This is a genomic window from Aquimarina agarivorans (genome assembly GCF_000218485.1).
Classification (GTDB): Bacteria; Bacteroidota; Bacteroidia; order Flavobacteriales; family Flavobacteriaceae; genus Aquimarina; species Aquimarina agarivorans.
This window is the reverse complement of the sequence record NZ_AFPB01000089.1, coordinates 12,716-26,108: the sequence shown is the minus strand read 5'-3', so window position 1 is coordinate 26,108 and position 13,393 is coordinate 12,716. Positions and strand designations below refer to the sequence as shown.

Sequence of the window (13,393 nt, the reverse complement as noted above, 5' to 3'; positions counted from 1 at the left end):
CCTAGCGAAAACTAAGCGGATTTTAAAATATACTGCATTTTAAACAACCTACTGCTGCTCATAATCGGTACCCCATTCGGTACCGTCATCACCTTTTTGACCATCCAATTTGATCATAAAGTTTTTGGCTGGGAAGTAAGGTTTCATATGAATATCCAATAAAATTCGATCTTTTTGTTTTGGATCTTGCTCAAAACGCTTTATAGAAAAATCTTCGATTAATTTATCTGGACCAGTAATACCATCTAAAAACTTCACGATTTGACTCATTAATTCTTTACGGGTTTTAGCGTTAAAGTTTTCAAAGGCTCTTCGGTTTAAAAAGTCCATTAACACTTTAGTAACGTAGTCAAATACCCGAACTACTGAATATGTTTGCAACCCTAAATTATCACCATTAAACAAAGTTTTAGCTGAAAATGCCATCACTTTACCGTATTCGTTCACCATAGGCACTAATCCCATTTTTTCAAGCTGAGATACTTCTCCTTTTTTAAGGTCGAAACGAACACCATCTACTTCATTGATCCCACCAAACTTTTTACCCGCAGTTACCTGAGACATCAACGTCTGGTAAATTTTACCTGCAAGTGCGCTTGAAGGTGGAACGTATAAATCTTCATCTTCACCAACTTCATCATACTTACCACGACCAACTAACCAGTTACAAGCCATAATTACGTTAGATCGGTAATCATCACCACCAGTAAGATTAGCTAGTTCAAACATTTCCATCACATCGTCAGGTTCATCTAAATGCTCAAAATCGGTAACCATCATTACCTTATTTTTATGCGCAATTTTCGCCCATTTTTCAACTACTTTATTAGAACCTAAATAACCAGGAATTACTAATAAACCGTAGTTATCCCGTAAATCTAAACGGTCGTAACCTTGTATTAATTCTTCCTCAATAGCATCAATAAAGCGTGTGTTGTCTAAGTCTTTAAGTTGATCTAATTCCGCGTTTACAATGTTGATGTTTTTAATTTTTTGACTTTCTGTATTTTTATAGAACAAAGCCATAGAGCGGTACGATTGTTCCATATCTCTGGTTTCTTCCAATACACTACCTAAATTCTTGGTAAGAGAAACATCTGCCGCTTTAGATTGTTCTTCTGAATTGTTTGCCATTTCAGCAATATCATCAGAAGAAGACAGCACGTCTGCCCAAATCTCTAAGGTTTTGGCAAGCATTTCACGCTCGTTTTTTTTAGACTGTTCTGAAAGAAATATTTTTTTTCGTGCTTTACGTTGAGGGTTCATATTCTGAACATTCTCAATAGCAGATTCTAAAAGATCAAATCCACCGTACTTAGCTAATTTTTCTTCGTTTTCTTTTAATTTTTGAGCCGGATTTTCAATAGTAACCGATTGGCTCTGTTTTTTTAATGCACACATAATTTCTTATAGCTTTTTTAAAAGAACTACTTTTCTTTTAATTCGGTTAATAATGAATGAATAGACTCTAAGAGTGCTGATTTAGCATCCGGATTTTCTAAAGCCATTTTTAAAATTTTATTTGATTTTAATTGCTTTACTACCTTCAAGTACTGATCTTTTTCTGCATTAAGGTTTTTTAAGTAATCACTTTGCTCTATAATTCCCTTTTTTGTAAAATCGCCTACATTACTAAACCTAAGCGTTTCTTTACTCTCCACACCATCAGTGTCTTCGTGAGTAACCTCAATTTCGGGTTTAAAATGTTCAAAAACAGCATCAATTGAACTTAAGCCTTTTACAACTTCCGGTTTTACCGGTGGATCTTGTGTAAGTTTTTGAACTAATAATGTTTTGTTTTGGCCAATTTCTATAATTGCCTCTCCGTTATCTGATTTTACTTCAGATCCTCCTAATGAATAATTATCCATAATCTAATTAAATGCATTATATAAGTTAGTTTATTTAAATTCCCAATGTAATTTTTCTTTTTTAAAATCCAGATTTATAATACTTCCTTTAGAAATTTCTCCTATAATTATTTTTTTAGAAAGAGGAGACCTTAATTCGGTACGGATAACACCACGTAGTGGTCTGGCACCGTATTTAGGAGTAAATCCTTTTTTTGCTAAATGCTCTTTGGCATTTTCTGATAAATTTAATGTAATTCCTTGTCTTTCCAATGATTTATTTAAATCTTTCATTTGAATGTTGAAGATTTTAACCACATTGTCAATAGAAATTGGCGCAAAAGGTACAATTTCTGTAAGTCTTCCCAAAAATTCAGGTCTAAAATAGTTACCCATAATTTCCATAAGGTCAGAAGATTCAGGAACAATTCCTTGGTTAAACGAATCTATTACTTTATTGCTTCCAATATTTGAAGTAAATAAAATTACTGCGTTAGAAAAGTCACCAACTTTACCTAATCGATCGCTCAATTTTCCTTCGTCTAATATTTGAAGAAAGATATCAAAAACAGATGGATGTGCTTTTTCAATTTCATCAAAAAGTACAATGGAATACGGTTTTTCCCTAATTTTATTTACTAAAACACCACCTTCTTCATACCCCACATAACCAGGAGGCGCACCATATAAAAGAGCCGCAGAATGTTCTTCTTTAAACTCTGACATATCAAACCTGATTATTGCTTCTTCGGTTTGAAACATAAATTCGGCTAATGATTTTGCTAGTTCAGTTTTTCCGGTACCGGTGGGTCCGGTAAAAAAGAAAGAACCAACTGGTAAACCAGCTTTACTTAATCCTGATCGTGATTCTAAAATTGCATCGGTAATTGTTTTTACGGCGTGGTCTTGTCCAATAACCCGCTGTTGTAACACCGATTCCATAGCAAGCAAACGCTCTTTTTCATCGGTTTGTAATTTTCCGACAGGGATCCCGGTTTTATTAGCTATTGTTGCCGAAATATCACTTTTGGTAACTTCTTCTTTTTTACTTTCTTTGATCTCTTTAAATCTATCGAGAACAGATTCAATTTTTTCTATCGCCTTTTCAACGGTATCTACATCATCAAAATTTATTTCTTCATCTAATTCACTGAATAGTAAGTAACTGAATTTGTTTTTTAAATTGAACCATTGCCAGCGCAGTTCACTCAACTTATTTTGACTGTTTTCATTACTTCTTTCTTCTTCAATAATTTCTTTAAGTGAATCTATATTTGAAATTGTGGTAGATAACATATACCTTATAGCTGACATGGTACGATCCAATAAATCGATAGCAGCATCAGGCAGACTTCGGTCTTTAGAAAAACGTTTTGCCAATCTTATTGCTTCAGCAATAGAAGTGTCGTCAATTTTTAGATTATGAAAATCAGTATAATAGTCAATGGTATTCGAAATCATAGTGAGCGCATCTTCTTCTGAAGGCTCTAAAAGATTGATAATTTCGAAGTTTCGGGATAAACCTTGGTGAATTTCGATATGTTTTCTGTAAGCATCATTGGTAGCGGTTGCGATAATTGTAACTCCGCCTTTAGATAATTCAGCCTTAACAATATTAATTAAGCCTTGATTGTTATTCTCTTTTTCGGTAATATCAGAAATATCATCAATTAGTAAAATTGGTTTTTCAAAGGTTTTTAATGCCGAAAAGATCTTTTTTAAACGGTCTTCAACTTCACTTTTATAGCTCGCTCCTGAAACTAATGTAACTAAGTCTAATTCATACACTGTGGCATTAGCTAAGTTTTCAGGAACGTTACTAACTTCTATAGCGTTTACAAAACCATCTAACAATACAGATTTTCCAACGCCAGATTCTCCTAAAATCAATACATTTGGTTTAGAATAGCGTCCTAAAATTTCTATAATCATTTTAATTTCGCCGTCTCTTCCGAATATCTTTTGTAGCGTTCCTTCTATAGCTTGTTCTTTTTTATTTATACAATATTGATCTAATATTGAGGTATCTGCACTTTTTCCGGAACCAACTGATTTTTTTAAAACTTTACTTGTACTATTGGAAGTTACCGCATTTAAAATTTCATTTGCCTGTAAGGGTAGTGATTTTAGCTGTTCATAAGTAAAACCTACACCTGGAGTACTTAGAGCAATTAATGCAGCTGTTTCGTTAAGGTTATTTCCACCAATTTTGAGCATCAAATTTTGTGCTTCGTTCCAAACGGCTTCTACATTATTATCCCCTTCAATTTTATGAGGAATGGAAGCAACTTTTGGTAACGATTCAATTCTTACGTCACACCATTCTTCAATATAATACACATCTGCACCTATAGAGTTAAAAAAATCGTTCAAGCCGGAATCTTTGTGCAATAAGCCTTTTAAAAGGTGTGCCGGACTATAAGCTTTGTTATAATATTCTTTTGCTATAGCTTTGGCAACATCAATAGCATTTTGCAGGTGGTTTGAAAATTGAATCATTTAAGTTAAATTATTTATAATGACTAAATAACAAAAAAAATTACAATCGTAATTCATTTATTGCGATATATTACTCAAATACTTACTTTTAAAGAGCATCAATTAAATATTTATTTGCAAATCTATATTAATATCGTAGTTTTGCAGATCAAAAATATTATCAATTATGAAGTTTAATATTACATTGATATTAATTCTTGTTACAGTAATCACTGCTTATTCGCAAGTTAAAAACATTTATTCAATTTCATTTGATAATGTGGCACATCACGAAGCTAGTATCAAAGCCAAATTCAGTAATTTACAACCTGGAAACGTTACTTTAAAAATGGCTAAAAAATCTCCAGGAAGTTTTGGTTTTTATCAATTTTCACAAAACATTTATAATTTCAGGATTACTGATGAATCAGGTAAAGAATTGAAATTTACCCAACCTAAATTAGGTGAGTGGTTGGTTGAAAAGCATAAAGGTCAAATTAATATAAGTTATAAATTATTTGGTGACACTAGAGATGGTGTGTTTTCTCATTTTTCTGAAGACCAAGTAATCTTAAATAATCCGTCAGCTTTTATTTATGTTCCTAAATTAGCCAGCAGACCTGTTAAATTAAAGTTTAATTCCAGAGATGATTTAAAATGGAAAATAGCCACTCAGTTAAAAGATTCTGGAGAAAACATCTACGAGGCAGAAAATTTAAATGCTTTTATGGACTCTCCGATTTTTGCAGGTAATTTTAATGTAGTACAAAAAACTTTAGATTCTGGTGGGAAACAATTTGAATTAAAAATAGCTATAATAGGTAGTGAAGGTTATGCTACTGAACTATTAAATAAGGTTACTGAAGCAATAAAGGAGCAGTACAAAGTTTTTGGAAGTTATCCTGATTTTAGTAATGGAACGTATTTGTATATATTAAGTTTTAAAGGCTATAACCAAAATATGGCTATTGAACATAAAAGCTCTTCTATTTTGTTGAATTCCAACTCTGTTGCAGAGTTAGGAACGTTAAAAGTGCTAGAATCTATGTTATCTCTTTTTGCAAAAACCTACAATAAAACAAGAATAAGACCAGTTTCACTTGAGCCGTTCAATTTACAAGAAAACGTACAAACGTCTGAATATTGGTTTTCAGAAGGATTTTCTAAATACTACGGATTATTGAGTATGGTGAGAGCTAGAATTATTTCTGAAGATAAATATCTTGAAAAAGTTTCTTATATACTAAATGATGTTATAAAATCAACTGCGCTTAAATATAACAACACCTTAGAAATGAGTAAAAAGAGCGCCTATTTTGCAAGTAATTTAGAAAATAACACCGCACTTAATGCTCATAATTTATATATACCTTACGAAGATCATGGATTTGTTATTGCTTTATTATTAGATTTAAAACTTAGGGACAAAGAAAATTTAAGTTTAGATGATTTTATAAGCCTAATCTGGACTAAATACGGTAAAACTAATAAAGGTTATACCAATGAAAATATTTACGCTACTTTAAGAGAATATGCTGGAGATTTTTTTGCAAGCGATTTTTACAAAGATTATATAATTAAAAATACTGAATTTGATTTCCAAAAAATATTAGAGTCCATGGGGATTAATATATCTTTTATTGAACTTCCATACTTAGGTGCGGAAATAGCTTTTAATGACAAAGATTTAGCAGAAATTGTATCGTATACTATTCCAGGAACACCTGCTTACGAAAGCGGTTTGGAAAAAGGAGATATTATAATTTCCCTAGATAACAAGCCGTTTTCTAACTTAACGCAGTTTAAGAATGCTTTGAACCAAAACAAAATTGGAAAAAAAGTTAGTATTAAATATAGCCGTAACGGAGTTGAAAAAGATGTATCTGTAAAGCTAGCAGCTAATCCAAATACGATTTTAACACCTGAATTAAAAATCAGTTCTAAAGTTGAAGAAAAAAAGCGAGGTTGGATAGGGCAATAAATGTATTTATACTTTGAATTTAATAACCTTTAGTTTTTTTCTGATAATTTATAAATACTAGGGCTTAAGGTACGAAGCACAATAATTTCTGTAATCCCGTATATTATTTGGTACTTTATTTTTTAAATTGAATCGAATAATAGATTTAATTTTTTTGAAATCAGTATCTCAAGCAGTTACAACGCTACAAAATATTCTTAATAATTATAGCAATATTTAATACAAAATTTTAGTTTTTGGATGAGGCAATTTTATTGATGCTGATAATAGCATAAATATCTATTTAGGCTAATTCATACAATTCAACTTTTGCCGCCTATAGGTATTGAGCCGTCATAAAAAGGACTAATTATAAATGAGAATAAATTTTATTTGCTGTATTGCAGTACTATTTCCATGCTTTTTTTTTGGTCAGAGAAATTCCGGATTTACCAGAGATATTGGTATTGTTACTGATAACGATATTTTTGTAGGGTGGAAAAAAACAGACGAGTTCTTTTCCTTTGGAGTGGGGGTAACTTACAATTTTAAGTCTGATAGATTTATTGGCGCTCACAAGTTTTTTAAAAAAAGTAGTGCACATTTTTATACATTAGCGATTAAACAGGAGGCTTTTACACCTTCAAACCGCAATATTTCAGGTGAAATTTTAGAAAAACGACTTTTTAGGTTTGATCGTCCGTTTGCAGGGATTTTATTTAGTAGAGTTGGCATTACAAACACATATACAAGGTCAATTTTAAAAACAAATGTACATATAGGGGTAATGGGTGAGCAATCGGGTGCGGAGAAAATTCAAGATTGGTTCCATAGCAAAATTTTAAATGAAAGTACTTTGGAAGGTTGGGATTTTCAACTGGCTAATCAGTTTCTTTTTAATATTGATACTGCCTTCATCTATGATTTTACTCCTCAATTAAAATGGTTTAATTTTTACGGAATTGCAAAAGGACAATTAGGAAATTTATATATTGATGCATCATCAGAAATTGCATTCCGATTGGGGTGGTTTCGAAAGTTACATTTTTCTGTAGCCGAAGGCAATCAAATACTAGCCCCAAAGGATAAAAAAATAGAGTTATTTTATAAGCTCAGTTTTTTGGGAAGAATAAATGCTTTTAATGCAACAGCACAGGGTACTATTTTTGGAGAAGATTCTATACATAAAATTGAAAAATTAAGCGTATTTGATCAACATATTTCCCACAATATTTTTGTATCATGGAAGCACTTTTACTTGAGTGGGGCTTATTTTTTTACATTTGAAAGAGTTGTTCCTAATGAAAGGCATATTTATGGTTCCATAAAAACTGGTATTAGGTTTTAATTTTGGCGCACCTTTCCTTATATTTTATCTGCTGCTTAATTTTTTCAATAAAACATTAACGCAGCTTTAGCCATGCTAATGTTTATTATATTTAACAAAAAAGCTTAGTTTTATACGTTTAGTTAATTAAAAACTGGCATTATAGCTATTTGTGATTTTCCAGTTTTTATTTACTTTTTTTAGTTCTTTTAATAATCCTTTTTTGTGTAATGCCCCATAAATTTCCTTCACATTTAAATCTACATTGTAATCTTTAGAATTTACAATATTTAAAAAAGAATCATTGTCTTGACCTTCAAGTTTCCATCCAAGTTCTTCTTCAAAAATTTTCTTGTAATCTTCAGACTTACCTAATTCTCCTTTAATTTTTGCAAACTTTAACGAATCTTTAACCGATAATTCATCTGATCCTTTTATTTGTTCGTAAAAAAGCACAGCACCATCTTGCTTAAGTTTTTTAATATGCTCTCTTACTTTTTTATAAAAATCAGCTTTCCCTACATGAATCATTGAAAAGAAATAAACTTCTTTTTCATCTTGGCTTAATACATCAATTTCTAGTTTGGATGTTCTAATTGCGTTGAGCGTTCTTACAGCCCTGCATTGTGTTAGCATTAGTAACATGCATATAGTTAGTAAGCTAGCAGTAATCATTTTCTTTTTCATAATAATTTTTAATTTGTATGTAATTTATAGCGAACCTAAAGCAACCAATACAGGTTCGTTTTTTAATAAATTAACATAATTTTAGCAAGGGGTAAATTTAATAATCGATTTTGTTTTTTGTAATCAAAAAAGCTAGTAATTTGATTTTGATTCTTAAAAATTCCGATTTAGATAATTATTAACAAAAAACTACTGGAGTTAAAAATAAAGAGGACTTAATTTGAGAATATAGTAATAGGTTCCTTTGTAGCTATAATTATTTACTCCGAGTGAGGATGATAAAGGTGATACTACAAAATAGAATTTTATAGCTAAAGGTAATTGAATTATAATATTTTGCTTGTGGTATTTTGGTCTAATATTTTAAAGATCAAATAGCGTCATAAACAGTTTTAGAGCATAAATAATACTGACTCTGTCTTTGAATAATCATGAAAATAAGCACTATTTAAACGGGAAATTAGTTTACTGTTAGAAATGGTTTAAATCATTTCTACTTTTTCTTTTAATTTAGGTGAACATCAAAGGATTTTAAGATTTTTAAGGAACCTTTTTAAAGTATCTATCGGTGCTGTACTTTTTCCCCAAAAAAAAGAATTAAATATTTAAATTTAGCCAATTATTCTTCTGGCGAAAGCCCAAGACTATTAAATAATTTAGCTCTGGTATTTAATAATTTGACTTGAATTTCATTTTGCTTTAATTGCGAATCGATTAATTTTTGTTCCCGAGAATTCACTAAAAATAAGGAGCTTTCACCTAAAAAGAATTTACGTTCTTCAGCCGCTAGCATGGTTCTGTAATTAATAACCATATCTTCAATTAAAATAAATTGTTTGTCTAGTGAATTAATTTCTGCGTAAGCAATATTGATTTTATTTCTAATGGCCAGTGTTTGTGCATTAAGCTCAAAGTTTGCATCCTGTAATTTAAATTTTGATAATCGTAAATCACCCCTTTCTTTACGCAAAAATAGGGGAGTACTAAATTTAATGCCTGCTTTATATTCTCTTTGATTAAAAGTGTCAATTTGCTCAGGCGAGCTACTAATAAAATTGTAATTTAAATCAAGTTTTGGGAGTAACTTATTAAGTTTTAACCTTCGATCGACATTTAGACTTTCAATTTTAAAATTTAAGGATTGTATTTTTGGATGGTTTTCCAAAAGTAAGCTATCAGCTTCAGGCTGATTGATTTGCAATAATGAATTGATAACTGAAATTTCAGGAACATTAGGTCTTACGTTGGGTTGTAATTCCAAAGGAATGTCATTTAACCATAGAAAATTACTTACTTTGAAAGCACTTTTTATTCTTTTCAATTTAGCGGCTTCCAAACCTAAACCTCTATTTTGAAAAGTAATTTTTGCCTCAATCGAATCTATTACGGCTTTATCGCCAGTTTCAACTCTACGTTTAGTAGCGTTAAAACGTATTTCAGCATTTTTTAATGAATTTTCAAAAATAGTTTCCTCTGTAGTTGCTTTTATCCAATTAAAATAGGCTAATGTAGCTTGGTAAATTAATTCGTTGGTAAGCAACGTTCGTTCTGCTCTTGATTGTTCTAAAAAGTATTTGGCCTTTTTTAAAGTAGCCATTCGATCATTAATCAAAAGCCCTTCAAGTGCTGATACACTAACACCAGCACTATAAAGTCCGTTATCGGGCACATTGTTTTGCGGATTCAGAAACACCCCCGTATTTTCTTCAAAATTGGCTTTAAACTCAATACCATACCATGTAGGAATTTTAAATGTAGCGCTTAAAATATCGTAATATTCCTGTTTTTTAAATTCTTTATTTTGGTAATCAACTTCAATTTTAGGATCAAAACCACCTCTGGATTTTAATAATTTAGCCTCTCCCATACTTAGGTTTAAATTGGCTTGCTTTATTACTGGATGGTGTTTTTTAACAAAACTTAAAAACTCCTGATAACTAAAAATTTCAGTTGGTGGTATTGTTATTTTTTGAGCTGTACAAAACGTTTTACAGAGCAACATAAATATGACCGAGAATTGGAAAAAAAATTGCTTCATTATTTTACAGCTTTTTTAAGTTTTTTAATATCGCTTTTATCCTTTTTAGCGCCATCTTCGGGAACGTAGTAATTAGGTGGGAAGCCATTTAATTGTCGCCATAGTTCATACCAAAGAGGTACATTTTCTAGTAAAGCAATAGTAATTGCACCAGAACCAGGCCTTAATTTATCAGGCCAACTATGGTCATCTTTATTTGGTGCAATGAGTACTCTAAACTTCCCATTATCGCTAATAAAAGTTTCCACGGCAACTACTTTTCCTCCGTATGTTCCATAGGAAGCATTTGGCCATCCGCTAAAAAATATAGCAGGCCAACCATCAAATTGTATTCGGATATCTTCATTAAGGTGAATTAAAGGCAAATCTATCGGTCGTACGTAAGTTTCCACTGCCAAGTCATAATTGGAGGGCATGATATTAACTAATTTTTCACCTTCTTTAAATGTTTCGCCAATACCGCTGCGTATTGCTTTATTTATAAATCCATCCTGCGGTGCCGTAATGTAATAAAGTTGGTTGCGTAAGCTATAATTGGCTGTTTGTGTTTCTAATTTGGAAACTTGGGCTTCAGCATCAAATTGATTGGATTCGGCAGTGAATTTATCGCTTCGTGATTTGGATATTTTGTTAGCATATTCATTAGAGGTTCTGCTAATTTCCAGTTGCGCATTAAAAATTTCATTTCGGCTTACCAATAATTTATTTTCTTGCGAAATTAATTTGGCTTGCATTTCCTGTAGTTTTAAGCGTTTTTGTTCCACATCGGTAACTGCTTTTAACCCTTCGGACTGGAGGATTAAAGTACGATCATACTGCCTTTTGGTAATGTCATAATTGTTTTTAACGGCTACAAAATCAGTACTATCACTAATTACCTTGAGTTTAGCTTGCTTTAATTTATTTTTAGCCTGATTTAATTTTAATTGACGTTCATTTTGTAAAGCGCCAACTTGATTATCTAGTGCTTTTGTTTTTTCAATGTATGAAAGTACGGATTTACTTTTGGCTTCGCGTTGTGTATTGGTACGCTCAACTAGGCGCGGATCCATGTATTCATTTTTTACTTCGGAAATAAAAAGAATAGTATCTCCTTTTTTAACAAAATCACCTTCGCGAATAAACCATTTTTCTATTTTCCCAGGAATGGGTGATTGTATGGTTTGCGGTCGTTGGTCAGGGGTTAAGGTGGTAACATAACCCTTACCAGACACATTTTGAGTCCAAGGTAAAAACAAGCATACAAAACCCACTATAGCAGTTGCACCCAAAAAACGATTAAAATATTTGTATTGGTCAGTTTTGGTTGCCGCTCGGTATGCTTCAAACCTTTCTAACGGTATTTTCTTTTTCAGTTGGTTGTGTGAAATATTAAGCATTTGTATCCGATTTAGTAATTAAAACTCCGTCTTTTAACTCTACTGTTTTGTTACATTTATTGTCCCAAAGCGAGCTTCGGCTGGCAATAAATAGTGCCCAAGGTCTTTCAGGGGCGACTAAAAAGTCGATAATATCTTTAGCTTCTTGGGTTTCAAAATCTTCCAAAGCATCTTTTAGTAATAACAATTTTGGTTTGGTAACTATTGCCCTAGCCAGCACCAATCGCTTAGCAATTTTATAAGGAATGTGCAATCCATCCGACTGTATTTGCGTGTGTATGCCTTTTGGTTGTTCTTTAATAAAGCTCAATAATCCTGTATTTTTTAAGGTCCAATGCAAACGCTCCTGAGAAATATTAGCGTTACCTAGTGTAATATTTTCAAGAATGGTGCCTTCAAAAGGCAATTGCTCAGGAAGAACAACTCCAATTTCGGTACGGAAATCTTCTAATGAAATGGCACGGATTGAGGTGTCATTTATATATAGTACACCGTTAGTAGGAGGAATAAGACCTGAAATAATTTTGAATAAAGTAGATTTTCCTGAACCAGTAGCTCCCAATAAAAGAATTCGATCTTTTTCAATAATAGTTAAATTAGCTGATCGTATAATTTCTTTACCATCTGCGGAAGTAAATTTAATTTCGTCAAGCTCCACATTAAGTGTAGTTTGAGTAGTATCAAAAGGATTTACACCGTCTTCATTATCCAATTCTTTATCTACAACCTGTCCAATTTTTTCTAAAGAAGTAAGGACATCGTAAAATGATTCTAAACCTTTAATTAGTTTTTCAACCGAACCAATGACCAATAAAATAATAATTTCGGCAGCAACAAATTGTCCAATATTCATTTGCTGATTAAGTACCAATAGACCTCCAATAATTAGTAATCCAGCGGTAACCAAAATTTTGAAACCAATCATTTGAGCAAACTGAATCATTAAAATCCTAAAGTGACTTTCGCGCGCGTTAATATAGTCTAACGTTAGTTTATCATTACGTTCAAGCACCAAGGTAGTTTTGCTTGAAATTTTGAAACTAATTAATGAACGCGCTACCTCTTGTATCCAATGTGCAACTTTATACTTTCCTTTGGATTCTTTAAGACTGGTATCCATACCCTTTTTGGCTGTTAATGTAAATACAATGTATATAAGTCCTATTAAAAGAAATCCATAAAGGATAAAAAAGGTGTGATAAAAGGATAATAATATCAACCCAAAAATAATTTGTAAGCCTGCCGCTGGAAAATCAATTAGTATTTTCGATAATCCTTTTTGTACGGTTAAAATATCAAAAAAACGATTGGCTAACTCTGGTGGATAATGATTTCGTAATTCTTCAAGCTTAATTTTTGGAAAACGGTAAGTAAATTCAAATGAGGCACGAGCAAATATTTTTTGCTGCATATTTTCTAAAATACGCAGTTGCATTAATTGTAATATTCCCTGAAAGGCAACTCCAACGGTAACTAGTACCACAAGTATTACCCAGGAACTACTTACTTGTGCTCCTTGAATTAAATTAATTATGGCCTGAATTCCTAACGGAAGTGTTAAGGCGACCAAACCAGCAAAAATAGCATAGTAAAATATCTGGCGGATATCTTTTCGGTCTAGTTCCAGTAAACTAGTAAAGCGTTGCCATGGAGTTTTAGATTCTGTAATCATAG

General features: G+C 31.8%; 9 protein-coding genes. 2 read left to right on the top strand and 7 right to left on the bottom strand.

Annotated elements, in window-relative coordinates; genetic code table 11:
• Nucleotides 1-48: 48 nt before the first annotated feature.
• From GMC_RS0104770 to GMC_RS0104760, 3 genes are read right to left on the bottom strand one after another with little or no spacing between them, the layout of a single operon-like run.
• Entirely contained in the window at nt 49-1,401 is a 1,353-nt protein-coding gene (locus GMC_RS0104770; protein ID WP_010521062.1) for a DUF5458 family protein, read from the bottom strand.
• A gap of 26 nt (nt 1,402-1,427) precedes the next feature.
• Nucleotides 1,428-1,871: a hypothetical protein gene (locus tag GMC_RS0104765; protein WP_010521061.1), complete on the bottom strand. Its 444-nt coding sequence runs from the start codon at nt 1,869-1,871 to the stop codon at nt 1,428-1,430.
• A gap of 30 nt (nt 1,872-1,901) precedes the next feature.
• Nucleotides 1,902-4,349 carry an ATP-dependent Clp protease ATP-binding subunit gene (locus GMC_RS0104760; RefSeq protein ID WP_010521060.1) on the bottom strand — a complete coding sequence of 816 codons (2,448 nt, stop codon included), beginning with the start codon at nt 4,347-4,349 and terminating at the stop codon, nt 1,902-1,904.
• A 166-nt stretch (nt 4,350-4,515) separates the two neighbouring features.
• Here GMC_RS0104760 and GMC_RS0104755 point away from each other — a divergent pair, with 166 nt between their 5' ends.
• Both GMC_RS0104755 and GMC_RS0104750 read left to right on the top strand, forming a co-directional pair.
• Nucleotides 4,516-6,309, top strand: coding sequence for a M61 family metallopeptidase (locus GMC_RS0104755; protein ID WP_010521059.1), 1,794 nt, complete (start codon nt 4,516-4,518; stop codon nt 6,307-6,309).
• Nucleotides 6,310-6,664: 355 nt separating this feature from the next.
• The gene (locus GMC_RS0104750) at nt 6,665-7,636 is read left to right on the top strand and encodes a lipid A-modifier LpxR family protein (RefSeq protein WP_010521058.1); all 972 of its coding nucleotides are present in this window, start codon (nt 6,665-6,667) and stop codon (nt 7,634-7,636) included.
• Between the two features lie 126 nt (nt 7,637-7,762).
• On the opposite strand, the gene GMC_RS0104745 is transcribed toward GMC_RS0104750, so the two are convergent.
• From GMC_RS0104745 to GMC_RS0104730, 4 genes are all read right to left on the bottom strand, one after another.
• A complete protein-coding gene (locus GMC_RS0104745; RefSeq protein WP_010521057.1) occupies nt 7,763-8,302 on the bottom strand; it encodes a hypothetical protein in 540 nt (179 codons plus the stop codon).
• Between the two features lie 619 nt (nt 8,303-8,921).
• A complete protein-coding gene (locus GMC_RS0104740) occupies nt 8,922-10,340 on the bottom strand; it encodes a TolC family protein (protein WP_010521056.1) in 1,419 nt (472 codons plus the stop codon).
• Complete coding sequence (locus tag GMC_RS0104735; RefSeq protein ID WP_010521055.1) at nt 10,340-11,719, bottom strand: HlyD family secretion protein; 1,380 nt, start codon at nt 11,717-11,719, stop codon at nt 10,340-10,342. The genes GMC_RS0104740 and GMC_RS0104735 overlap by 1 nt, the downstream gene beginning before the upstream one ends.
• Nucleotides 11,712-13,391, bottom strand: a complete 1,680-nt coding sequence (locus GMC_RS0104730) for a peptidase domain-containing ABC transporter (RefSeq protein WP_010521054.1) — start codon at nt 13,389-13,391, stop codon at nt 11,712-11,714. The genes GMC_RS0104735 and GMC_RS0104730 overlap by 8 nt, the downstream gene beginning before the upstream one ends.
• Nucleotides 13,392-13,393: the final 2 nt, after the last annotated feature.